The 22,515-nt window shown below is 72.0% G+C and carries 19 protein-coding genes; 10 read left to right on the plus strand and 9 right to left on the minus strand.

The annotated features are described in order from the left end of the window. Positions 1 to 7: 7 nt before the first annotated feature. Positions 8 to 910, minus strand: coding sequence for an alpha/beta fold hydrolase (locus ACFVWU_RS13805; RefSeq protein WP_387619400.1), 903 nt, complete (start codon positions 908 to 910; stop codon positions 8 to 10). 56 nt (positions 911 to 966) lie between these two features. Between ACFVWU_RS13805 and ACFVWU_RS13810 the strand changes: the two genes are divergently transcribed. From ACFVWU_RS13810 to ACFVWU_RS13830, 5 genes are all read left to right on the plus strand, one after another. Further along, on the plus strand, positions 967 to 1,569 hold the full coding sequence (locus ACFVWU_RS13810; protein ID WP_387619403.1) for a TetR/AcrR family transcriptional regulator: 603 nt from the start codon (positions 967 to 969) through the stop codon (positions 1,567 to 1,569). 287 nt (positions 1,570 to 1,856) lie between these two features. After that, entirely contained in the window at positions 1,857 to 3,215 is a 1,359-nt protein-coding gene (locus ACFVWU_RS13815) for a beta-propeller fold lactonase family protein (protein ID WP_387619406.1), read from the plus strand. A gap of 357 nt (positions 3,216 to 3,572) precedes the next feature. Further along, positions 3,573 to 3,878, plus strand: coding sequence for a type VII secretion target (locus ACFVWU_RS13820; RefSeq protein WP_387619408.1), 306 nt, complete (start codon positions 3,573 to 3,575; stop codon positions 3,876 to 3,878). Then, positions 3,878 to 5,212: a hypothetical protein gene (locus tag ACFVWU_RS13825; protein ID WP_387619411.1), complete on the plus strand. Its 1,335-nt coding sequence runs from the start codon at positions 3,878 to 3,880 to the stop codon at positions 5,210 to 5,212. Before ACFVWU_RS13820 ends, ACFVWU_RS13825 begins: the two co-directional genes overlap by 1 nt. 1 nt (position 5,213) lies before the next feature. Next, on the plus strand, positions 5,214 to 5,726 hold the full coding sequence (locus tag ACFVWU_RS13830) for a hypothetical protein (protein ID WP_387619414.1): 513 nt from the start codon (positions 5,214 to 5,216) through the stop codon (positions 5,724 to 5,726). Positions 5,727 to 5,935: 209 nt separating this feature from the next. Here the strand turns inward: ACFVWU_RS13830 and ACFVWU_RS13835 are convergent, their stop codons facing one another. Both ACFVWU_RS13835 and ACFVWU_RS13840 read right to left on the minus strand, forming a co-directional pair. Further along, complete coding sequence (locus ACFVWU_RS13835) at positions 5,936 to 7,207, minus strand: MFS transporter (RefSeq protein ID WP_387619417.1); 1,272 nt, start codon at positions 7,205 to 7,207, stop codon at positions 5,936 to 5,938. Further along, positions 7,204 to 8,586: a rhodanese-like domain-containing protein gene (locus ACFVWU_RS13840; RefSeq protein WP_387619420.1), complete on the minus strand. Its 1,383-nt coding sequence runs from the start codon at positions 8,584 to 8,586 to the stop codon at positions 7,204 to 7,206. Before ACFVWU_RS13840 ends, ACFVWU_RS13835 begins: the two co-directional genes overlap by 4 nt. A 200-nt stretch (positions 8,587 to 8,786) precedes the next feature. On the opposite strand from ACFVWU_RS13840, the gene ACFVWU_RS13845 reads away from it, so the two are divergent. Continuing rightward, on the plus strand, positions 8,787 to 9,455 hold the full coding sequence (locus tag ACFVWU_RS13845) for an ArsR/SmtB family transcription factor (protein WP_387619423.1): 669 nt from the start codon (positions 8,787 to 8,789) through the stop codon (positions 9,453 to 9,455). 83 nt (positions 9,456 to 9,538) lie between these two features. On the opposite strand, the gene ACFVWU_RS13850 is transcribed toward ACFVWU_RS13845, so the two are convergent. Further along, positions 9,539 to 10,393 carry an S-methyl-5'-thioadenosine phosphorylase gene (locus ACFVWU_RS13850; RefSeq protein WP_387619426.1) on the minus strand — a complete coding sequence of 285 codons (855 nt, stop codon included), beginning with the start codon at positions 10,391 to 10,393 and terminating at the stop codon, positions 9,539 to 9,541. Positions 10,394 to 10,616: 223 nt separating this feature from the next. Here ACFVWU_RS13850 and ACFVWU_RS13855 point away from each other — a divergent pair, with 223 nt between their 5' ends. After that, positions 10,617 to 11,282 (plus strand): transglycosylase family protein, encoded by a 666-nt coding sequence (locus ACFVWU_RS13855; protein ID WP_387619429.1) that lies wholly within the window; start codon positions 10,617 to 10,619, stop codon positions 11,280 to 11,282. 104 nt (positions 11,283 to 11,386) lie between these two features. Here the strand turns inward: ACFVWU_RS13855 and ACFVWU_RS13860 are convergent, their stop codons facing one another. The 4 genes from ACFVWU_RS13860 to ACFVWU_RS13875 form a co-directional block, all read right to left on the minus strand. Then, the gene (locus ACFVWU_RS13860; RefSeq protein WP_387619431.1) at positions 11,387 to 12,148 is read right to left on the minus strand and encodes a methyltransferase domain-containing protein; all 762 of its coding nucleotides are present in this window, start codon (positions 12,146 to 12,148) and stop codon (positions 11,387 to 11,389) included. A gap of 147 nt (positions 12,149 to 12,295) precedes the next feature. After that, complete coding sequence (locus ACFVWU_RS13865; protein ID WP_387619434.1) at positions 12,296 to 14,230, minus strand: amino acid transporter; 1,935 nt, start codon at positions 14,228 to 14,230, stop codon at positions 12,296 to 12,298. A gap of 339 nt (positions 14,231 to 14,569) precedes the next feature. Further along, positions 14,570 to 16,198: a multicopper oxidase family protein gene (locus ACFVWU_RS13870; RefSeq protein ID WP_387619437.1), complete on the minus strand. Its 1,629-nt coding sequence runs from the start codon at positions 16,196 to 16,198 to the stop codon at positions 14,570 to 14,572. A 107-nt stretch (positions 16,199 to 16,305) separates the two neighbouring features. Beyond that, complete coding sequence (locus tag ACFVWU_RS13875; protein WP_387619439.1) at positions 16,306 to 16,740, minus strand: hypothetical protein; 435 nt, start codon at positions 16,738 to 16,740, stop codon at positions 16,306 to 16,308. A gap of 250 nt (positions 16,741 to 16,990) precedes the next feature. Here ACFVWU_RS13875 and ACFVWU_RS13880 point away from each other — a divergent pair, with 250 nt between their 5' ends. Next, entirely contained in the window at positions 16,991 to 19,423 is a 2,433-nt protein-coding gene (locus ACFVWU_RS13880) for a collagenase (protein WP_387619442.1), read from the plus strand. A gap of 95 nt (positions 19,424 to 19,518) precedes the next feature. Here the strand turns inward: ACFVWU_RS13880 and ACFVWU_RS13885 are convergent, their stop codons facing one another. Then, positions 19,519 to 20,415, minus strand: coding sequence for a LysR family transcriptional regulator (locus ACFVWU_RS13885; protein WP_387619445.1), 897 nt, complete (start codon positions 20,413 to 20,415; stop codon positions 19,519 to 19,521). 134 nt (positions 20,416 to 20,549) lie between these two features. Here ACFVWU_RS13885 and ACFVWU_RS13890 point away from each other — a divergent pair, with 134 nt between their 5' ends. Together ACFVWU_RS13890 and ACFVWU_RS13895 are read left to right on the plus strand one after the other, a co-directional pair. Then, the gene (locus ACFVWU_RS13890; protein ID WP_387619448.1) at positions 20,550 to 21,596 is read left to right on the plus strand and encodes a YncE family protein; all 1,047 of its coding nucleotides are present in this window, start codon (positions 20,550 to 20,552) and stop codon (positions 21,594 to 21,596) included. 98 nt (positions 21,597 to 21,694) lie between these two features. Further along, positions 21,695 to 22,303, plus strand: coding sequence for a hypothetical protein (locus ACFVWU_RS13895; protein ID WP_387619451.1), 609 nt, complete (start codon positions 21,695 to 21,697; stop codon positions 22,301 to 22,303). The last annotated feature ends 212 nt before the right edge of the window (positions 22,304 to 22,515 follow it).

Genomic DNA, 22,515 nt, shown 5'->3' on the forward strand with positions numbered 1-22,515 from the left:
ACGGCTCCTATGCCGCCTGCTGCTCCCGCCCGACGGCGCCGATGAAGCCCAGCAGCCGTTCGTTGACCGCCTCGGGCTGCTCCAAGTTGAGCCCGTGCCCGGCCCGTTCCAGGATCTCGGCCCGCACGCCCGGGATCCGCGCCGTCACCCGCTCGACCACGTGGCGCGGGCGCAGCAGGGCGCTGCGCCTGCCGACCAGCACCAGCACGGGCAGCTCGATCGACCCCAACTCCTCGTCCGTGAAGGGCCGGGCCGGCGGGCGACTGCTCGGCTTGTAGCTCCGCATGGCGAGCATCAGCGGCGCGATCATCTCGCGCGGCGCGCTGAGCGCCGGGTTCGCCAGCAGCCGCCCGACGGCCGGACGGAACCGCCGTGGGGCCAGCATCCCGAACAGGCCACCGACCATGTGGACGTAGAACCGCGCCGGGACCTTCTCGATCCCGCCCGGGTCCAGCGGCGCGATCGAGGCGAGCCGCTCGGGCGCATGGATGGCCTGGTTGAGGGCGAGCCAGCCGCCGTACGAGACCCCGACCAGGTGCACCCGCTCCAGCCCGAGTTCCTCCAAGACCTCACCGAGCCACTCCGCGTTCTCCGCCGACCCCGCCGCGACGGCCCGCTGCACACTGCGCCCGGGGTCGTCCAGGGTGTCGATCGCGTACACCGGGTGGCGCTCGCCCAGGGCGGCGATCTGCGGGTACCAGTTGGACGGGTGCCCGGCGTGACCGTGCAGCAGCACGATCGGCTCGCCGGTCGTCGCGCCGTAACGGTGGACGTGAACGCTCCCGTACGCGGTCTCGACATCGAACTCCTGGCGCGGGCCCGGCCACAGCTCCATGGCCCGGTCGTACGCCTCAAGGAACTTGGTACGGGCTCGCTCGCTGACGAAGTGTCCGACGCTGGTCCTAGTCATGTTCCCTCCCGGTTTGATGGTATGGTTGTACCACAAAAACATCCGAAGGGAACCCGATGCCCAAGCTGGTGGATCACGAGGAACGGCGGGCCCACATCATCGACGCCCTGCTCCGCTCGGCGGCGAGCAACGGCCTCCACTCCGTCACCATGCGCTCCGCGGCAATCGAGGCGGACATCTCGGTGCGGCTGGTCCAGTACTACTTCGACACCAAGGAGCAGTTGCTCCTCGCCGCCATGACCCGCCTGGCGACCCGCATGGGCGAGCGAGTCCAACGACGCGTACGCGCGACCGGCGCCGACACCGACCCACGCGGCATCATCGAGGCGGTCCTCCTGGAGGCCGTCCCCACCGACGAGGAGAGCCGCGCCTTCCACCTCATCTACACCGAGTACGCGGTCCTCTCCGTCACCGACCCCACCCTCGGCGGGCAGCCCTTCCTCGCCGCCCCCAACGAGATGGAGGCCTTCCTGGTCGCCCAACTGACGGCCGCCCAGCAGGCCGGGGACGCCGATCCGCAACTCGACCCCCGCCAGGAGGCCGTCGTCCTCCTGGCCGTCTCCGCCGGACTCGGCCTCAGCGTCCTCCTCGGCCAACGGACAGCGGAGGAAGCGACCGCCGTCCTGCACTACCACCTCAGCCGCGTCTTCCCCGGCTAGCACTGCGGCGCGATGTCGCTCGTCGACGCGCTGCGCGGCCGACGGTGCCGACCGCGCCGGGTCGACGCGTGTCGAGCTCACCCGACCCACCACACGCTACGTAAGGTGATGCCGCGATCGCGCCAAGTGATCGCTGGCCGTGTCACCACCTCCTCCGGTGCTGCTGGCACAGGCCGCCCTTACGCGAGCTGGAGGTGTCAGTGATCAGGCACGGGAGACAGCAGACCGAGGCGCATCGCGGTCCGGGGCCCGAGGAGAGCGGACATCGATCACGACCATGGGCGTGGGTGCGGGCCTACGTGGCGGGGCTGGCCATGCTGGCGGGACTGGCCTTGCCGGCCGTCGCCCCGTCCCATGCCTGGGCCGCCACACCCCCGAGCGTCTACGTCACCAACCGCGGCTCCAACACCGTGTCGGTGATCGACAGCGCCACCAACACCGTCACCGCCACCATCGGCGTCGGCAGCACCCCGACGGGTGCCGCGGTCACCCCGGACGGCAAGCACGTCTACGTCACCAACGCCGGCTCGAACAGTGTGTCGGTGATCGACACCGCCACCAACACCGTCACCACCACCATCCCCGTCGGCAACACGCCGAGAGGCGTGGCGGTCACTCCGAACGGCCTGACCGTCTACGTCACCAACGCGGGCGTGGGCACTGTGTCGGTGATCGACACCACCAGCAACACCGTCACCGCCACCATCACCGTCCAAGGCGACCCGTCCGGCATCGCGATGGCCCCGAACGGCCTGCACGCGTACGTCACCAACATCCAATCGAACAGCGTGTCGGTGATCGACACCGCCACCAACACCGTCACCACCAACATCGGCGTCGGTACCAACCCGATCGGTGTGGCGGTCACCCCGGACAACCTGCACGTCTACGTCGGCAACGTGAACTCCAACAACGTGTCGGTGATCGACGCCACCACCAACACCGTCACCGCCAACATCGGCGTCGGCGCCAGTCCGTTCGCCGTGGCGATCACCCCCGACGGCGCGCACGTCTACGTCGCCAACGCCAATTCGAACAACGTGTCGGTGATCGCTACCGCCACCAACACCGTCACCACCACCGTCGGCGTCGGCAGCGCCCCGGACGGTCTGGCGATCACCTCGGACGGCAAGCACGTCTACGTCGCCAACGCCAATTCGAACAACGTGTCGGTGATCGACACCGCCAGCAACACCGTCACCACCACCGTCGGCGTCGGCACCACCCCGCAAGGGGTCGCGATCACCCCGACCCCGCCGGGGCCGGCCCTGACCATCACCAAGACCCACACCGGGAACTTCACCCCGGGCAGGCCGGGCGTCTACACCATCACCGTCGGCAACAACGGGACCACCCCGACCGACGGCACCACCGTCACCATGAAGGACACCCTCCCGGCCGGGCTCACCGCCCTCAGCATCACCGGCAGGGGATGGCGCTGCACGCGGGCCACCCTCACCTGCACCCGCAGCGACGTCCTCAACCCCGGGAACACCTACCCGCCCATCACGCTGCGGGTCCGCGTCGCCCGCACCGCCACCGGCACCCTCACCAACACCGCCATGGTCAGCGGAGGCGGCAACGGCACCGCTACCGCCACCGACCCCACCATCATCGACCCCTGTGACGACCATCACCACTGGTGACCACGGCGGCGAGTGGCCGCACTGCGATCACCGCAGCTGAGGACACCGGCACCCAGCCGACCACGAACAGCGACAGCGCGGGACTCCGAACCGGGAGACCCGCGCTGTCCCCATGGAACGGCGGACCGACGTGAGCTGAGGACGACGGCCGGGCCCGCTTCGCGCGCGGCGCCGACCTTCGGCCTGCTGGCACGCCTTTCGACGGAGGAGCGCGCGGGCGGGCTGTGGAGGACGAGCCCCAGGAGAGCAAGCCCTTTCGCGAGTCATCCCATTCCCCTGCGCCCGATTCCTTCGCTCGTTAGTGTGAGAACCAGGACCGCACCGGGGGCATGGGGAGGGCACGGGATGGGTGGGTACATGTCGGAGCCGGAACGGCTCCCCGTGGCAGCGGCCAAGGTGGATGAGGGAGCGGACAAGCTCTCACAGGCGTACACCGGCTTCGGTGAGTCGGCAGCAGCCGCGACTCGCCACAGCGAATGGACCATCGGTTCATCCCTCGGCACGTGCACCAGCCACTGGTCCACGGAGACCGGCAAGATCACCGACGCGATGCGCAAACTCGCCGAAGGGCTTCGGGCCACCGCCACCAACTACTACCGGCAGGAAGCCGCCGTCGCAGAGCAACTGCGCAGCGCTACCGCCCTGTTGGAAGGCGACAGCTGATGCCGTCCATCTACGACGAGGACGAGGATCCGGACGGCCGCCGCAAGGTCGCCCAACCCGTCCATGAGCGCCGCTTCGCGAAACCGGTCACCCTGCAGCAGATCCGGTCCTGCGACCCCGAGGCCTTCCATCGGGCGGCGGAGGAGTGGGACGAACTCGGGACCGCCCTGGGCTCTGCCCGTTTCCTCACCGTCGACGTCCTCTCCACACTCCAGGAGGGCTGGAGCGGCGAGGCCGCGGATCTCGGACGCCGGGCGCTCAAAGATCTGCTCGACGAAATGTCCATCGCGGAGCAGGAGATGGAGGCCGCGCGGCTCACCCTGGTGAATGCCGCCACCGGCCTGGCACTCGCCCGCCGATGGGTGGCGGAAGCGGACGACCTTGCCCGGGTGAACGACCTCACCGTCAAGGACGACGGTGACATCGGCTATCCCGCCTGGTTGACCGGGAGCAATGACCCGGAGAGTCAGGGTGAGTCCCGTCGACTGGCCGGCGTTGCCGGAGACATCCGCAATCTACTGAAAGCCGCAGTGACCTACGCCGCCGATGTCAGCAACGCGGCCGGGCACGAGCTGGATCGCATCGATGATGCCGCCAAGTACCGCCACCTCGACGACTGGACGAAGCGGGTGGTCGGCGAGGACCTCGCCGCCGCACGGGACCTGCCGAGGGTCTTCGGCGGCGAGGGCGGGGTGCTGCTGCCACCCGACCCCTACGACCGGGGTGCAGGCGCCTACGACTCGGAAAGCCCGACCGATCGGGACCGGAAGCTGGCGGCGACTCTGGGGGCCGGCATCGCGGGTATGCCGTTCGCGGCCGGGGGCACCCACGCCAGCGCCAACATGGCGCACTATCTCTCCGGCACGGGCGAGCCGCTCGACCTGAACGTCGAGGACATGCTGAAGGACATCCCCGACTTCCAGGAGAGCGTGAACACCACGCTGAACGGCAACATGGCCGGCTGGGAGGCCGAAGCCCTGGCAGAGTACCGACGTACCGGCAAGCCCGTCGCACTGGTCCAGCAGACCGGCTGGCAGCCCATGTCGGCGACGCCGCAAAGCAGCATGGACTGGTTCTACGCGGTCGGCTCCTTCCACTACAACACCGCAGCGAAGATCGAGGTCAAGCCGACGTCGCCGGGCGCTCCCCCGGAGGTGACCGTCACCTACCAGACCCAAGTCCGTGACCGGTACAACTGGGACAGCGGCAAGGCCACCGACGTGCCCGGCGTAGGACGGGTGACCGACGACGACATCCAACGCCTCCACCGGACCGGCCTGGCTCAGGAGTTCGACATGGGGGGCACCAGCAAAACCAGGACCAGGAAGCTCTGACATGACACCCGGCAGCTCCGGTGGCAGGCCGTGGACACGGAGGCTCCTCGGCCTCTTCCTCGTGCTCTGCGCGCTGGTCACCGTGGGGTGCGTCTGGTGGGGCGTGGCCGCGTTTCTCCGGTTCGGCCATCCACCTGAAACAGACCTCGACCGCGCAGAGCGACTGGCGGGCCTGCATCACGAGCAGCATCCCAAGAAGGGTCGGTACTACGTCCCGGCGAACGCTGTGCTGTCCCGGACCACCGACGGGGTGCCAGTTTCCTACCTGCACTACGAACTCGCCGGCGGCGACGACGTCGGCATCGACGACTTCCTGCGCACCTACGACCTGCCGCAGCCCGGTGCCCCTGCACCGCTGCCGGAGGACCTGCGGGCGGCACTGCCCGGCGACGAGCCGGCCGAGGGCTCGCTGGTGTCCGACGGGCAGGCCGGGCGGCGGATCTTCGTGGTGAAGCACCCGTCCGCCGTCGGCGCGGGCGCGGCCGACATCTACGTCCGGGCCACCGGCACGTGAACGGGCCCGCGTCCAATGACGCGAAGGTCCCTGTGACACCCTGGACGGCGACGAAGCGCCGGTTGCCGTCCGCGGCGATGATGCGGCCGAAGCGCATGCCGGGGACGTGGGTGGCAGCCGCTGAGGAGGCTCCCAGCCGAACAGCACGGTCGAGCCGAGCTCAACCATGCTGACGGAGAACGGAAGTTGAACACTGCCCCGACGCAAGCTCAGCGCGCGGGCTTGTCCCTGATCAGTCGGGCCGCGAGCAGCCCGGAGGCCGCCGTGAGCGCCGCCACCGCCACGATCGTCGCGTTCAGGCCGAGCGCGTCCGCGAGGACGCCGGCGACCAGGGCGCCCGCCGCGTAGCCGATGTCGCGCCAGAACCGGTAGGTGCCCAGGGCGTTGGCGCGCCAGCCGGGGTGGGCGTGGTCGGAGACGGAGGCGATCAGCGCCGGGTAGACCATCGCGGTGCCGAGGCCGAGCAGCACGGCCGAGGCGATGCCGGCCAGCAGCGGGCGGTCCAGCAGGACCAGGGCGAGACCGAGGCCGCCGGCCTGGACCAGCATGCCGGTGACGATCAGCGGCTTGCGCCCCATCCGGTCGGCCAGGTGCCCGGTGGGGATCTGGCCGAAGCCCCACAGCAGCGGGTACAGGCCCTTGATCAGGCCGACCGCGGCGAGCCCGAGCCCGTGGTCGGTGAACAGCAGCGGGAAGACGCCCCAAGTGAGGCCGTCGTTGAGGTTGTTGACCAGCCCGGCCTGGCTGGCGCCGCGCAGCGAGCGGTCCCGCCAGGAGGTGTGCAGGAAGGTCTGCCAGAGCCCGGGGCGCGGCCCGACCTCGACCGACGACGGGTGCCGGGCGAGTTCCAGCGCGACGTGCGCCGCGGTGTCGCGGACGACGAGCGAGAGCACGAGGCCGGCGACGACGAAGACGACGCCGATCAGCTCGGGGGTCGGGCGCAGCCCGTACGCGGTGGCGAGGTAGCCGGTGACCAGCGCGGTCGCGCCGAGCGAGGCGTATCCGGCGGCCTCGTTGAGGCCGGTGGCGAGGCCGCGGCGGGCCGGGCCGACCAGGTCGATCTTCATGTTGACGGTCATCGACCAGGTGAGGCCCTGGTTGATGCCGAGCAGCACGTTGGCGGCCACGATCCAGCCCCAGGCAGGTGCCCAGGCCAGGACGAACGGGACGGGGATGCCGATCAGCCAGCCCGCGATGAGCAGTTGCCTGCGGCGGAACCGGGCGGTGAGGGCGCCGGCCGCCAGGTTGGTGAGGGCCTTGGTGACGCCGAAGGCGATGATGAAGGAGAAGACGGCGAGGTCGCTGGTCAGGCGGAAGACCTCGGAGCCGATCAGCGGCACGGTGGTGCGCTCCAGCCCGACCAGGCCGCCGACGGTGGCGGTGACCACGACAAGCAGGGTGAACTGCAGCCGGTTCTCCCGCAGGCCGAGCCGGACCGGGAGTTCGGCACGGGCCGGCGCGGCAGTCGCAAGAGGACTCACGCCGCCGCCCCCTCGACCAGGCGGACACCGCGGGCGGCGGCGTACTCGGCGAACCCTCCGCGCAGGACGGCCAGGCCGGTGTGCCCGGCGCGCTCCAGGATGCTGGCGGCGGTCATCGCGCGCTCGCCGTGGGCGCACGCGATCAGCGCGCCCTGCGGGGCGTCGGCGGCGAGGCCGGTCAGCGAGCCCAGTTCGATGTGGGTGGCGCCCGGGACGTGCCCGGCGGCGAACTCGGACTCCTGCCGGACGTCCAGGTACGGGCGCTGTCCGGCCTCCTCCGGGGTGACGAACTCGGTTGCGGCGACGGCTCCTTCGGCCTCGCGCCAGGCCCGCATGCCGCCCGCCAGTCGGCCGGCCAGGCGCTCGTAGCCGATCTTGTGGGCCTGCCAGACCAGCTCGTCGAGGTCCTGGTCCTCGCCGGTGACGAAGGCCAGCGGGGCGGTGTCGGGCAGCAGCCAGCCGAGCCAGGTGGCGAACTGGCCGCGCAGCGGGATGGAGAGGGCGCCGGGAATGTGCCCGGCGGCGTAGTCGGCGGCCGGGCGGACGTCCACGACCTGGCCGCCGCTCGCGAGCAGTCGGCCGAGCTGGGCGGCGTCGAGCAGCGGGAGCCGCGGCGCGCCCCCGAGCACCTGGGGCCCGGTGCGGTTGAGTTCGCCGAGGCGGGCGAAGTAGGCGGGGTAGCTGCCGAGGCTCGCGAGCAGTTCGGCGACGAAGGCGTCCTCGGTGGGCGCGGCGAGCAGCGGGTTGGACTGCTTCTGGGCGCCGACGGTGGTGGTGCGGGCGGCGCCGGGCGGGGCGGAGCAGAAGGAGCCGGCGCCGTGGGTGGGCCAGACCGGGAGGTGGTCGGGGAGGGCGGCGAGGCGGCGCAGCGAGCGGTACTGGGCGCGGGCGAGTTCCTCGGTGCGCTCGGGGCCGAGCAGGTCGGGGCGGGCGGCGGAGTTGACGATCAGCGAGCCGCCGGTGAAGACGCCGAGCTCGGTGGCGTCGGCTCCGGCGCCGTCGAGGAGCAGGAAGGAGAGGTGCTCGTCGGTGTGTCCGGGGGTGGCGAGGGCGCGCAGGGCGAGCCCGCCGAGGTCGACCTCGTCGCCGTCGGCGAGCGGGGTGTGCGGGAAGGCTCGGTGGCCGGCGGCGGAGGCCAGCACGGTGGCGCCGTCGTCGTGGCCGAGCTGGACGGCGCCGGAGAGGAAGTCGGCGTGCAGGTGGGTGTCGGCGGCGAAGGCCACGGCCAGCCCACGCCGATCGGCGGCGGCCCGTAGGGCGCGCAGGTCCCGACTGGCGTCCACGGCCAGGGCGCGGCCGTCGCCCAGGTCGACCAGGTAGGCGCTGTTGCCCAGTCCCTCGTCGATCAGCGGTATCAGGTGTTCGTCGGCGAAACGCATCTCGGTCCTCCTGGTTTGACAGTGCGGCCTGCGTCCGGATGCAGCAACCGGCGCCATCGACAATATTCCATGGATTTTTGGAAGATGCTGATCAGGGAGGGCGGGCGACGGTTCGAGGTGGTCGAAGCGAGCCCGGTACTCTATTCCATGGAACCTTGGATTACGGTTCCGGAGCACCGCGCGGAGAAAGCGAGGAAGCGATGACCCAGAACGGCGCGAAGGCGCGGCTGTACGACGCGTTCGCGGCCAGCGGGAAGGCCCTGGCCAGCGGAAAGCGCCTGGAGCTGCTCGACCTGCTGGCCCAGGGCGAGCGCACCGTGGACGCGCTCGCCAAGGCGGCCGGACTCAACCTGACCACCGCCTCCGCCCACCTGCAGGCGCTCAAGCAGGCCGGCTTCGTCGCCACCCGCCGTGAAGGCGTCCGGATCCACTACCGACTCTCCGGCGAGGACGTCGGCGAGCTGCTCGTCCTGCTCCGCAAGGTCGCCGAGCGCCACCAGGCCGCCGTACCGCCCGCCCTGGACGCCTACCTCGGCGAGGACGGCGCCCGCGAGGTGGACCACGAGGAACTGCGCGCCCGGGCCGAGGCCGGGGAGGTCGTCGTGCTGGACGTGCGCCCGGCTCAGGAGTACCGGGCCGGGCACATCCCGGGCTCGCTCTCCATCCCGGTCGACGAGCTCGCCGACCGCCTGGACGAGCTGCCCGCCGACACCGAGGTGGTCGTCTACTGCCGCGGCGAGTACTGCGTGCTCGCGTACGACGCCGTCCGGCTGCTCAGCGCGCGCGGGCGGCGGGCGGTCCGGCTCCACGACGGCATGCTGGAGTGGCGCCTGGCCGAGCTGCCGGTCGCCGAAGGCGCCACCGCGTGAGGACCTGACGCATGCGAACCCGGCCCGTCGGCTGAGCGCCCGCCCGGCCGGTCGGGCGACAGCGGCCGGCCGGGCGTCCCGGCTCAGCCGGCGACCACCCCCGGCAGCCCGGTGACGACCCCGTCCAGGGCGTGCGAGCAGACGCAGTCCCGCTCGCCGGGCAACAGCTCCAGCGCCTTGAACAGCACCGTGCGCAGCCGGTCGACGTTGGCCGCGAAGGCCTCCAGCACCTCCGCATGGGTGACGCCCCCGCCGCTCTCCACCCCGGCGTCCAGATCCGTGACCAGCGCCAAGGAGCTGTAGCAGAGCCCGAGTTCACGTGCCAGCACCGCCTCGGGGTGCCCGGTCATGCCGACCACCGACCAGCCGTTGGCGGTGAACCAGCGGGACTCGGCCCGGGTGGAGAAGCGCGGGCCCTCGATGACCACGAGGGTGCCGCCGTCCACCGGTTCCCAGGCCGCCCCGGCCGCCGCCTCCAGCGCGGCCCGCCGCCCGGCCGGGCAGTACGGGTCGGCCATCGACGCGTGCACCACCTCGGGCACCGAGCCGTCCGGCAGCGGCAGCCCGTCGTAGAAGGTCTGCACCCGCCCCGAGGTCCGGTCCACGAACTGGTCCGGCACCAGCAGCGTGCCCGGCCCGTACTCCGCCCGCAGCCCGCCCACCGCGCACGGCGCGAGCACCTGCCGCACCCCCAGCGAGCGCAGCGCCCACAGGTTGGCCCGGTAGTTGATCCGGTGCGGCGGCAGCTCGTGGCCACGTCCGTGCCGGGGCAGGAAGGCGACCCGCCGCCCCGCCGCCTCCCCCACGAACAGCGCGTCACTGGGCGGACCGTACGGCGTGTCGACCCGCACCTCCGCCACGTCGTCCAGCAGCGCGTACAGCCCCGAACCGCCGATCACACCCAGCTCGGCCCGTACGGTGCCCTGATCGATCGTCATCGCTCGTCCGTACCCTTCGTCGAGAGGCATCCCGGCCACTCTAGGAGTCGGACCTTCAGCAGGGGAACGGCCGGATGTCCGGGGGCCGCCGGGGTGGTCCCGGGGGGCCGAGCGGGTGACCTGTCGGACGTGTCGCCGACCGTACGCCCCACTCGGCATGCGTCGGTTGGAGGGCGCCGCCTCCGGGCGGTGCGCGCCCTGTTCCCGGATCTGAGAGTCGCCCATGCCTCCCACCGCTCGTCTTCGCCGCCTCGTCCCCACCGCGCTCTGCGCCCTCGCCGTGGCCCTCGCCTCCTCCGCGGCCCACGCCGCACCCCCGGGCGGGGAGACCGGGACCGACCCCGGCGGGAGGCCGGAGGGCGGAAGGTACGACTGGGAACGCGTGGCGGCCTGCGAGAGCAGCGGCAACTGGCACGTCAACAGCGGCAACGGCTACTTCGGCGGCCTCCAGTTCGACCAGTCCACCTGGCGGGCGAACGGCGGCCTGGCCTACGCCCCGCGCCCCGACCTCGCCAGCCGCGAGGAACAGATGGCGGTCGCCCAGCACCTCGCCGACCGTCGCGGCCTCTCCCCGTGGCCGGTCTGCGGCGCCCGCGCCGTCAACGGCCGCAGCCACGGTCAGGGCCACGGCCACGGGGCCACCCGTGACCACGGGCACGCCCCCGTGCTGCCGCCGCCGGCCTCCCCGTCGGCCCCCGCGTCCACGTCCGCCTCCGATTCCGCCGACGACGGCCAGTGGACCGTCCGCGAGGGCGACACCCTGGACCAGATCGCCACCGAGCTGCGCGTCCCCGGCGGCTGGCCCGCCCTCTACGCGCTCAACCGCTCCGTGGTGGGCGAGGACCCGGACCTCATCGAGCCCGGCCTGGTGCTGCGCCTGCCGTCCTGACCGCGCCCGACCGACCCGCCGCCCACGCCCCCTCCGGCGTGGGCGGCGCCCTGCGGTCGTCCCCCGAGGGGTTCTCCGCGAGGCGCCCCGGCGCTACGACCGGGCTACGGCCGCACCGCCGCCAGCACGTGCAGTCCCCGCGCGTTGGTCTCGCTGTGGCGCACCTCCAGGCCCGCCGCGCGCACCTGCTCCTCCACCCAGCCGACCGCCAGCCGCAGCTTCGGGTAGCTGCTGACCTGCTGGGTCCAGCCCTCGCCGGCGCGGGTGTGGATCAGGTCGTGCACCAGCGCGGTGTCCTCGTCCGGGTACTCCAGGAAGCAGGTCATGATCCGGTCCGGGGTGGAGCGCACCGGCAGGAAGCGCTCGGTGCCGGCCAGCGGGCGGGTGAGGTCGCGGAAGGTGAGCACCAGCCGCCCGCCCGGGGCGAGCGCGGCGGCCGCGTCGCGCAGCAGTGCGGCCACGTCCGCGCGGGACGGCAGGTGGGTGAGGGTGTCGCCCATGCAGACCACCGCCGCCACCGAGCCCGGCTCGGTGTGCTGCGGCAGCGCGCCGCGCAGGTCGGCCCGTACGGTCCGGACCGCCTCGGTGTGCCCGGCCTTCGCCGCCGACTCGGTCAGCTCGGCCAGCAGCGGCCCGCTGGTGTCGACCGCGAGGACGGGCCCGAAGCCGAGCGCGGCCAGCGCCAGGGTCTGGGTGCCCGGGCCGGCGCCGAGGTCCACGGCGGTGCCGGAACCGGCCCCTGGCGCGACCCCCAGCCCGGCCAGCAGTTCGGCCTGCGCCTCGGCGAGCGCGGGGATGTCGCCACCGAGCATCCAGGTGTAGTGGGCGGCGAGGAGACGGTCGTAGTGCTCGGGTGCGGTACTCATGCGGGCTGGGCCCTTTCTCGCGGTGTCCGGCGCTGTGCTCGACCAACGGAGTGTTGGTCCGATCGCACTCTAGGGGTGCCTACGGGAACGGCGACGGCCCGCCCGGTCGTGGAGGACCGGACGGGCCGTGGCCGCGTGGGGCGCGGGTCAGCCGACGTGGACGCGCGGACGCTTGGTCCGGTCCGGCTCCGCCTCGCGCAGCACCTCACGGGTGACCGGCGCGACCTCGCCCTGGCCGAACAGGAAGAACCGCAGGAACTGGGCGAAGGGGTTGCCCTCGGTCCACTCGAAGTACAGGTGCGGCCGCTGCCCGGTGCGGTCCCGGACGGTGAGCGCCAGCGCGGCGATCGCGTTCGGGATGCTGGAGCTCTCCAGGGTGAGCACCCGGTACCGGTTGTGCAGCACCTCGCCGCGCACGGTCAGCTCGGACTCGAAGTCCGACGCGTCGTTGACCGTCACCTCGACGAAGACCAGGTCGTCCTCGCCCGGGATGTCGTTGTCGGCGCGGATCTGCCGGATCTTGTCGCGGTACTCGGCGACGTCCCGGTTGGTCGGCTCGTTGGCGATCAGGCGCAGCGGGCGGTGGGCGTAGTCGCGGATGAAACGCTCGGCCGTCTCGTCCAGCACGACGTCCGTGACGCGCAGCTCGAAGGCACGCTTCAGGCGGGAGAGCAGCGAGACCAGGATGATGCCGGCGATGAAGCAGGCACCGATCTTGACACCGTCCGGGCGCTCCATGGTGTTCAGCACGGTGGTGTAGAGGAAGACCGCCGCGATGATCCCGAAGGCGATGGTCCAGCCGCGCTGGCGCTTCTTGTAGGCGGCGATGGTGACGGCGATGGCCGCCGAGCTGATCAGGACCAGCACACCGGTGGCGTAGGCGCCGCCCTGGGCGTCGACGTTCGCGTCGAACAGCCAGGTGATCAGGAAGCCGACGATCGTCAGGACGATCACCATCGGCCGGACGGCGCGCGCCCAGTGCGGGGCCATGCCGTAGCGCGGCAGGTAGCGGGGCAGCAGGTTGAGCATGCCCGCCATGGCGGAGGCGCCGGCGAACCACAGGATGGCGATGGTCGACAGGTCGTAGACGCTGCCGAAGCCGCCGCCCAGGTACTGGTGCGCCAGGTAGGCGAGGGCACGGCCGTTGGCCTGGCCGCCGTCCTCGAACTCCTTGGCCGGGATGAGCAGGGTGCAGATGAAGCTGGTGGCGATCAGGAAGGCGCTCATGATCACGGCGGCGGTGGTGAGCAGCTTGCGGGTGCCGCGGATCCGGCCGGCCGGGTTGGCGTCGGTGTCGCCGGCGTCGCCCTTGATGTGCGGCATCACGGCGACGCCGGTCTCGAAACCGGACATGCCGAGCGCGAGCTTCGGGAAGACGACGAGCGAGACGCCGATCATGACGAAGATGTTGCCGTGCTCGGCGGTCAGCGCGTTGGACCAGTCGGTGACGACGTGCGGTGCCTGGATGATCTTCCAGATGCCGACCGCGACGACGACCACGTTGAGCGCCAGGTAGACCCCGACGAGCACCACGGCCAGGCCGATCGCCTCGCTGAAGCCCTTGAGGAAGACCGCACCGAGCAGGGCGACCAGGATCAGCGTGATCACCATCTGCTTGCCGCCGAGCACGCTGGTCAGGTGCGGGTTCTCGACCAGGTGCGCACTGGCGTCGGCGGCCGAGAGCGTGATCGTGATGATGAAGTCCGTCGCCGCGAAGCCGAGCAGGGCGAGGACGAACAGCTTGCCCTTCCAGAAGGGCAGCAGCCGCTCCAGCATCGCGATCGAGCCCTCGCCGCGCGGGCTCTCCTTGGCGACCCGCCGGTAGACCGGCAGCGCGCCCAGCAGGGTGACGAGCACGAGCACGATCGTGGCGATCGGCGACAGCAGGCCGGCCGCGAGGGCGGCGATGCCCGGCTGGTAGCCGAGCGTCGAGAAGTAGTCCAGGCCGGTCAGGCACATCACGCGCCACCACGGCTGGCCGGCGTGCGCACCGTGCTCGGCGTCGGCGGCGGAGTCCCCCGGCTCCGCACCGCCTTCCGATGCCTCCGTGCCGGCCTTGTGGGCGGACTTGTCCGGGGACATGTCCTCCAGCAGCCAGCTGCGGAGCCGTATTCGAGCCGACGACGGATCCTCCGTCGCCGTCTCCGTCGAACCCGACGAAACCACCTTGCACCTCTTGTTTAAAGACCCCGTAAAAGCGCCGTCGGGCGACGGCAGTGCGCCAGGCTATGCGACAGCCGTTAAGGAGACGTCATCGGCCCGCGTTAAGAAAACGTCATGGATGCGCAGGTCGGGGCGGGTGGCATGGTGCGGCGGGGCGGAGGCCGGGGCGGGGGAGGTGGCCCCCGGCCCGGTGTCTCAGAACATGGACCGGGGCGAGGGGGTGGCCCCCGCCCCGGTGTCTCAGAACGTGGACCGGGGTTACGCCTGGTAACCGAGGACGGTCATCATGCCGGCCTCCGAGTGGTAGACGTTGTGGCAGTGCACCATCCACAGACCCGGGTTGTCGGCGTCGAAGTCCACGGCCAGGGTCGTGCCCGGCAGCACGATCGCGGTGTCCTTGCGTGGGCCGTCGCCGCCCAGCGCGAAGGTGTGTCCGTGCAGGTGGACGGGGTGCCACATGCCGGTGCTGTTGTGGAACTCCAGCCGCACCCGCTCCCCCGCCGCCACCGGGTAGCGCTGCGAGGGATCGTACCTGCGGCCGTTGAACGCCCAGTCGGCCTTCGCCATGCCGCCGGTGAGCTCCAGCGTCACCGTCCGGTCCGGCGCCTTGGCGGGCAGCCGCACGCTCGCGTCGGCCTTGAGCTGCGCGGCGGTCAGCGGCCTGCCGTCCAGCTCGGCCGGGCGCGTCCCGGCGTCGGGCGCGGCGCCGCCGCCGGTGCGCAGCACGGCCAGGGCGGCGGCGTTCTTGCCCTCGGCGAGCGCGGTGAGCGGGAAGACGCCGTCCTTGGCGGTGACCAGGACGTCGTAGCGCTCGCCCATGCCGAGCAGCAGCGCCTGGGTGGTGGCCGGTTCGACCGGGAAGCCATCGGTGTGGGTGACCGCCAGGTCGTGACCGCCGAGGGCGACCCGGTAGGCGGTGTCGCCGCCCGCGTTGATCAGGCGGATCCGGATCCGGTCGCCGGGCTTGGCGGTGAAGGTCTCGGGGGCGCTCGCCAGGCGGCCGTTGACCAGGTGGAACGGGTGGGCGACGTCGCCCGCGTCGCCGCCGAGCAGCGGGCTGCGGGCACCCATCAGCATCCGGGACGGGCCGGTGGATCCGGCGGGGGTGCCGCCCGTGTCGCCCATGCCACTCATGCCGCCCATGTCCATGCCGGGCATCCCTGACATGTCATGGCCGGAGTGGTCCATCCCACCCATGCCCTTGGCGAGTTCGGCGAGGACGGCGTCCGGGGTACTGCCGTCGACGCCGTCCACCCAGTCGTCCAGGACGACGACCCACTCCTTGTCGTAGCGCAGCGGCTCCTTCGGGTCCTCGACGATCAGCGGCGCGTACAGGCCGCGGTCCTGCTGGACGCCGGAGTGCGGGTGGAACCAGTAGGTGCCCGGGTGGGCGAGCGCGAAGCGGTAGTCGAAGGAGGCGCCGGGCTTGACGTCGGCCTGGGTCACGCCGGGCACGCCGTCCATGTCGTTGCGCAGCGCGAGGCCGTGCCAGTGCAGGGAGGTGGACTGCGGCAGGTGGTTGGCGAGGGTGACGGCGAGCGTGTCGCCGAGGGTGGCGCGCACCTCCTGGCCGGGCAGCCGGTCGCCGTACGCCCAGCTGCGGACGGTGCGTCCGCCCAGGTCGAGGGTGGTCTCGGTGGCGGTGAGCGCGACCTTGCGCTCGGGTCCGGGCTTGCGCCCGGCCTCGGCGGCGGCGACCTCGGGGCCGTTGGGCGCGACGAAGCCGGCGGGGGCGGCGCCCGGGGTGCCGGTGCCGTTCGTCGAGGGGTGGTTCATGGACGAGTGGTCCATGCCCGTCATCGAGTCGGAGGAGCAGGCGGCGAGCAGGCCGGTCCCGGCGGCGGCGAGCGCGGCGCCGAGGACGGTACGACGGGTAGGAGTGCGCATGGCGGAGTGCACCTCGTGCGGTGGAGTGGGCGTACAGGAGGTCGCGTCAGCCGTTCCGTACGCGGGCGCGAGGAAGTGCGCGCGGGCACGGAGCGGCGGGCGCGCGCCTACTGACGCAACACCGACAGTCGGTTGAGGAGCATCCGCCCGCCTTCGGGCGGCGGCAGCGCACGGACGGCCCGTAGCAGCCGGGCCCGCACCTCGGCGGCGGCGTCCCCACTGCGGCCCAGCAGCGGGCCGGCGATCAGGAGCACCAGGGTCCAGCCGGCCAGGACGGCGAGACAGACCGTCATCGGGTCCATGCCGTCGGCTGCGGCGGGGGCGGCGGTCATGCTCGCGGGTGCCGTCGGGACGGCTGCCGCGTGGTGCTCCGGCATCTGCTGGACCGCCGCCACCTCGGCTCCGAGACCGCCGTGGCCGCCGTGACCGCCGGTCGGGTGGCCGAGGGTGTGCATCGTCACCACGCCCAACAGCAGGGCGGCGAGGAGCAGCAGACGCAGCACCGGCGGAACCGGCGCACCGTTCGGCCGCTGCCGCGCCATGGTTCGCCTCCCGACCGTCTCCGGCTGCCGCGTACCCCCGCAGGGTATCCCGAACTGCGACCGGACGCCGAGCCGGGGTCAACTCTGTTCACCCTCTTGGCAGGTGCAATTTCACATTGCTATGTTACGGCTCACCCGAGGGCGGTCGACCCCACAGCGTCCGCCCCGGTCTCCCCCGGCAGTCCCGAGCCGAAAACCCACCGCACTGCCGCCTCACACCGCCCTGCCACTTCCCCCTCCAGGAGAATCGGTGTCAACTTCCCGCGTTGCCAGGCGAGTCCTGCTCGCCGCCGCGACGGCCGCGACCCTCACGCTGCCCACCCTGCAGAGCGCCCAGGCCGCCGTACCCACCCCCGCCCCGTCGGCGACGGCCACCAAGGCCGGGCCCGCCCGGACCACGCCAGCCCAGACCAAGCCCACCCAGGCCGCACCCGCCCAGCCCGACCCCGACCAGCGCACCGCCTACGACGACGCCGACCACCTCGGCACCGCCGCCGCCAAGCCCGGCGCCCCCGCCCCGGCCCCCGGCGGCGGCTCGCTCGGCAGCACCCTGATCCCCGGTCTGCTGCCCGACCGCGTCGGCGCGCCCGCCCCGACCGCGGACCAGCTCGCCGCCACCCCCGCCGGCACCGCACCCCGCACCAGCGCCGGGGTGCCCTGCACCGTCGACGGCTTCACCGGCCTCGACCCGGACCAGCTGGTCGCCTTCCTCGCCGACCCGGCCGTCACCGCCGACGGCTGCCTGCGCTCGGTCATCTGGACCTGGGACGCCCGGTTCACCACCACCATGGACAACGCCCACGTCCAGGCCGTCGCCCACCGGATCACCCAGCTGTCCGCCACCGACGACGGCACCGGGGCCTCCCACCTCTACGAGCTGTGGACGTACCTGCACGCGACCGTCTACCACGCCTTCAGCCACCACGAGCTGAACGTCGGCGACCCGGCCACGCTCGCCGCGATCCAGCAGGCCGTCACGACGTACGCGGGCAGCGCGCACGCCTTCGACGGCACCGACCTGGCCGCCGACATCCTGCGCGAGACCGCCATCACCGCCGGCGCCGACGGCCTGCGCCAGCACAACCTGGGCCTCGCCAAGCGCATCCTCGCCTCGCTCGCCCCCGGTACCGCCCTCGCCGACAACACCCACTGGGGCAACGCCGTCCTGCAGGCGCTCAACCTCAACTACCTGGGGATCTACAACCAGGACCCGGCCTTCCTCGCCGCCGTCGCCTCCGATGCCGACTACCGGGCCGCGTTCCGCGCGTACGCCTCCTGGAGCCACCTCAAGGGCACCCAGAACGCCTGGGCCGCCCGCGACGCCGTCGGCGAGTACGGCCGCTTCGGCCAGGTCCCGGCCCTGCACGACGCCACCGTCGCCGACCTCGGCCCGCTGATCGACGCCACCAGGAACGCCTTCGGCGAGTGGTCCGACCCGTGGGCCAAGGCCATCGGCTGGGCCAACACCTACGGCGTCTGCCAGCAGTACGGCGTCTGCATATCCGACCTGGAGGCCAGGCTCTTCCCGCACACGTACACCTACGACAACGGCGCCATCGAGGTCCGCACCGCCCTCGACAAGGCCACCGTCGACCAGATGTACTACGCCAGCAAGCAGGTGAAGAGCCAGTACTTCCGCGTCCTCGGCACCGACCAGCCGCTCGCCGACGACATCAACACCACCCTGCACATCCACCTGTACGCCTCGCGCGCCGACTACGAGGTGTACCACCCGATCCTCACCGGCTACAGCACCAACAACGGCGGCATCTACATCGAGCGCGGCGCCACCTTCTACACCTACCAGCGGCGCGTCCCGCAGGACTCCACCCTCACCCTGGAGGAACTGTTCCGCCACGAGTACGTGCACTACCTCAACGGCCGCTGGGCGGTGCCGGGTTACTTCGGCGACCAGCGCTGGTACGCCAACGACAAGACCACCGCGATGGACGAGGGCACCGCCGAGTTCTTCGACGGCTCCACCCGCGACCAGGGCATCCTGGTGCGCAAGTCGCTGGTCCGCAAGCTCGCCTCGGACGAGGCCGCCGGCATCCCCCGGATGACCATCGCCCAGATCCTGCACTCCAGTTACAACGACACCCCGGCGTTCCACTTCTACAACTACGCCGGCACCTTCTTCGAGTTCCTCTGGCAGAAGCACCCCTCGCTGATCCGCGAGATGTACGGCTACCAGCGCGCCGACGACCCGGCCGGCTTCGACACCTGGCGCGACCGGATGGGCGCCGACGCCGCCCTGCAGACCGAGTACTACGCCTTCCTGGACGCGCAGATCAAGAACGTCGACAACCTGTACGTGCCGTCGACCTCCTTCCTCGACAACGGCTCGCTGGACCTCGCCGAGGCCGCCGACGTCCAGGACGCGTTCGCCGGCGCCACCGGCGCCACGCCGAACTGCAAGGACAACGGGGACTGGGCCAACAAGCCGATGCGCTTCATCTGCACCGGCAAGATCACCGCCAACCTCTCCGACTCCGCGAACCCGGACAAGGTCTTCAAGGACATGTCCGACACCGTGGACTACTTCATCCTCAGCCGCACCAAGGACGTGGAGGACGCCAACAACCTCAACGACATGAACTGCACCTTCGGCAAGGTCGACGTCTGGACCAACGGCAAGGCGGGCACGGCCGACTACACCTGCGAGGGCCCGCTGCGCCGGTGACGCAGCTCAACTGAGCGGCGCGGTACGGACGGTGGGGTCCGTACCGCGCCTCCTGCCGCTTCCCGCCATCCCCTCCGCCGTCTCCCTCCGCCGCCTCACTCCGCCCGCGCCTGCCGGACGGCGGCCGCCAGGTGCTCGCGGAACCAACGCTGGCCCGGGTCCGCCGAGTTGCGCGGATGCCAGGCCATCCCCAGCTCCAGCGGGGCGAGTTGGAGCGGGATCGGGAAGGTGCGCAGGCCCAGCGCGGCGAGGGTCTCCGGCAGCCAGTCCGCCAGGCCGAGCGAGACCAGGTCGCTGTCCCGGGCCAGCAGCATCGCACTGGTGTGGCTGGGCGCCACCACCGCCACCCGGCGCCGCAGCCCGCGCTCGGCCAGCGCGGCGTCGATCGGCCCGAGCCGCTTGCCCCGCCGGGAGACACCGATGTGGTCGGCGGCGGCGAAGCGCCGGGCGGTGATCCGCCCCTCGAACAGCGGGTGGCCGTCGCGTGCCACGGCCACCACCGGCGCACTGACCAGCGGCCGGGTGCGGATCTCCGGGTCCAACTGCCCGAGCACGCCCACCTCGACGTCCACCAGCCCCTGGCGCAGCGCAGGCCCGCCCTCCAGTGCCTCCGGCAGGAACACCACGTCGACGTTCGGCGCCTCCGCACGGATCCGCTCGGTCAGCGGTCCGGCCACCCGGACCAGCACCAGGTCGCTGGTCTGTACGGTGAAAATCCGCTCGAGGTGCACGGGATCGAAGCCCGGCCCGGGCCGCAGCACGTTCTCGCAGCCGCGCAGCAACGCGCCCACCTCCTCCCGCAGTTCGACCGCCCGCGGTGTCGGCACCAGGCCCTGACCGGCCCGCACCAGCAACGGATCGCCGACCGCCCGACGCAGCCGGGCCAGCATCCGGCTCACCGCCGCCGGCGAGGTGCCGAGCCGCTCGGCGGCCCGGGTCACGCTGTTCTCCTGGAGCAGGGCGTCCAGGGCCCGCAGCAGGTTGAGGTCCATTCGAGCTCCTGACCTGTGCTTTTGCGTTTACGTCAACTATCCCGTGCCAATCCTTGCATGGTGTAGCCGCCCCGGGCCGCCGAGAGTGGAACCCGTCCACACCGTCCACTCGACATCCGTTCCAAGGAGCACCCGTGCCGATCAACCCCCGGTCCCACCTCGCCGGCGACGTCCTCGCCGCCGTCAGCCAGAGCGGGCCGACCGTCTCCTTCTTCGACGCCGCCACCGACGACCTCCTCGACCGCGTCGAAGTCACCGCCCAGCCGCACGAGTTGTGCTTCGACCCGACCCAGCGCCTGCTCTGGTGCAGCAGCGCGTACCACTCCGGCTACTACAACGCCCACAGCGGCCACTGCACCAAGCTGACCGTCATCGACGCCGACACCCGCCGGATCGTCGAGGTGATCGACCTCGCCCCCGAGCACGGCCCGCACGGCCTGGCCCTGGACCCGGCGCGCCGCCGCCTCTACGTCAGTGTCGAGGCCTCGGCGGACCGCCCCGGCGGCGTCGTGGTCATCGACACCGAGACCCGCCGCCCGATCGGCCGGATCGACACCGACGCCCCCGGCCCGCACTGGTTCGCCATCTCCCCGGACGGCCGCACCGGCTTCGCCACCAACAAGGAGGCCCCGTTCGTGTCCGTCGTGGACCTCGGCCGCGGCGTCCTGACCGCCAAGGTCGAGGTCCCCGGCAGCGAGGGCCTCGCCGTCTCCCCCGACGGCACCCGCGCCTACGTCGCCGCCCCCTACCTCGGTTTCGCCGCGAAGCCCGACTCCGCCCCCGGCATCCGTGTCATCGACGCCCGCTCGGCCTCGGTGACCGCCACCCTCCCCACCGAGCACCCCGTGCTCCCGGTCCACCTGACCTCCACCGGCAAGCTCCTGGCCGGCGAGACCCGCGCGATCCCCGACCCCGATTCCCCCCTCGGCCGCCAGGCCCCCGGCCTCCTCACCGTCTTCTCCGCCGACACCCACCGGCACCTCGGCTCCGTCGACATCGGCCTCTTCCCCCTCACCATCACCTCCTCCCCCGACGGCCGCCTCGCCTACGTCTCCAGCATCGTCTCCTCCACCGTCGACATCATCGACCTCGACACCCTCACCCCCGTCTCCCGCCTCACCCTCCCCAAGCTCGCCGAAGCCGGCGCCCACGGCCTCGCCTACCTCCCCCGCCCCTCCTGACGCGGCGCCGGATTCCGGGCGCGGCCCGCGCCCGGAGTCTTGCCGCCGCCCGAATCGGGGCGCATCCTGAGTCGCACCCGTCGTTCGGGGGAGAAACGATGAAACGCAGCTTCGGTGCGCTCTGTTCGACGGCGGCACTGGTGACGGCCCTGATCGCGGCCGCCGCGTGCGGGCCGATCCCCGCCCCCGGCGCGATGCGCCACCCGGTCCTTCTTCCCGAACCCGCCCCGCCGTCCGCGCAGTGGATCGTGGACCTCATCGCCTCGCTCAACACACCGCCCCAGTGCCCGAAGCCGACACGACCGACCCTGGTGGTCCTCGACACCGACGGCCGGTACCGGGCGATGGCGTTCTGGCTGGTGGACAACCTCGACGTCTGCTACGCCATCATCAACCACGTGGGCGAGGCCCCCACGACCATCTGGTTCACCGCCATCAAGGACCTCATCCCCCGCACCCCCATGCCGACCGACACCACGGCAGGCGTGGACGCCTACGCCTTCACGGCCTACCGCGGCCAGGTGGACGACATCACCGTCTCCGCCGACACCGCCCACATCGTCAGCCCCGTCCACCACAGCACGATCGACCTCGGTGCCGGCGACCTCGTCACCTTCGCCGAATACCACTACCGGATCCCCCCGACCGGCAGACCCCTCTCCATCACCCTCTGCACCCCCACCGGCAGCTGCCGCGAGGCCCACTGACGGTGCCGCACGACACTTGGCCATCGCGTTCGCAGAGGAGTCCGGTGAGGACGCCAACGGAGAGACCACCGGTCAGCGCCCCGCCAACTCCCAGCAGCCACTGGAGCCATGGCCACGCCGCTTCGCACCCCGTCCGCGCCCGGCCCGGGGGCAACCGCGCCAGTGCGTCATCTGCGTCTCGTCCAGTGAGCGCCCTCGGCGGTGCAGCCCCG

Source organism: Kitasatospora sp. NPDC058190 (genome assembly GCF_042883685.1).
Lineage (GTDB): Bacteria > Actinomycetota > Actinomycetes > Streptomycetales > Streptomycetaceae > Kitasatospora.

Excerpts from the sequence above, each read along its gene's own strand:
- ACFVWU_RS13805 (WP_387619400.1), bottom strand. The coding sequence starts at position 910 with ATGACTAGGACCAGCGTCGGACACTTCGTCAGCGAGCGAGCCCGTACC.
- ACFVWU_RS13810 (WP_387619403.1), top strand. The coding sequence starts at position 967 with ATGCCCAAGCTGGTGGATCACGAGGAACGGCGGGCCCACATCATCGAC.
- ACFVWU_RS13820 (WP_387619408.1), top strand. The coding sequence starts at position 3,573 with ATGTCGGAGCCGGAACGGCTCCCCGTGGCAGCGGCCAAGGTGGATGAG.
- ACFVWU_RS13825 (WP_387619411.1), top strand. The coding sequence starts at position 3,878 with ATGCCGTCCATCTACGACGAGGACGAGGATCCGGACGGCCGCCGCAAG.
- ACFVWU_RS13830 (WP_387619414.1), top strand. The coding sequence starts at position 5,214 with ATGACACCCGGCAGCTCCGGTGGCAGGCCGTGGACACGGAGGCTCCTC.
- ACFVWU_RS13840 (WP_387619420.1), bottom strand. The coding sequence starts at position 8,586 with ATGCGTTTCGCCGACGAACACCTGATACCGCTGATCGACGAGGGACTG.
- ACFVWU_RS13845 (WP_387619423.1), top strand. The coding sequence starts at position 8,787 with ATGACCCAGAACGGCGCGAAGGCGCGGCTGTACGACGCGTTCGCGGCC.
- ACFVWU_RS13850 (WP_387619426.1), bottom strand. The coding sequence starts at position 10,393 with ATGACGATCGATCAGGGCACCGTACGGGCCGAGCTGGGTGTGATCGGC.
- ACFVWU_RS13855 (WP_387619429.1), top strand. The coding sequence starts at position 10,617 with ATGCCTCCCACCGCTCGTCTTCGCCGCCTCGTCCCCACCGCGCTCTGC.
- ACFVWU_RS13860 (WP_387619431.1), bottom strand. The coding sequence starts at position 12,148 with ATGAGTACCGCACCCGAGCACTACGACCGTCTCCTCGCCGCCCACTAC.
- ACFVWU_RS13865 (WP_387619434.1), bottom strand. The coding sequence starts at position 14,230 with ATGTCCCCGGACAAGTCCGCCCACAAGGCCGGCACGGAGGCATCGGAA.
- ACFVWU_RS13870 (WP_387619437.1), bottom strand. The coding sequence starts at position 16,198 with ATGCGCACTCCTACCCGTCGTACCGTCCTCGGCGCCGCGCTCGCCGCC.
- ACFVWU_RS13875 (WP_387619439.1), bottom strand. The coding sequence starts at position 16,740 with ATGGCGCGGCAGCGGCCGAACGGTGCGCCGGTTCCGCCGGTGCTGCGT.
- ACFVWU_RS13885 (WP_387619445.1), bottom strand. The coding sequence starts at position 20,415 with ATGGACCTCAACCTGCTGCGGGCCCTGGACGCCCTGCTCCAGGAGAAC.
- ACFVWU_RS13895 (WP_387619451.1), top strand. The coding sequence starts at position 21,695 with ATGAAACGCAGCTTCGGTGCGCTCTGTTCGACGGCGGCACTGGTGACG.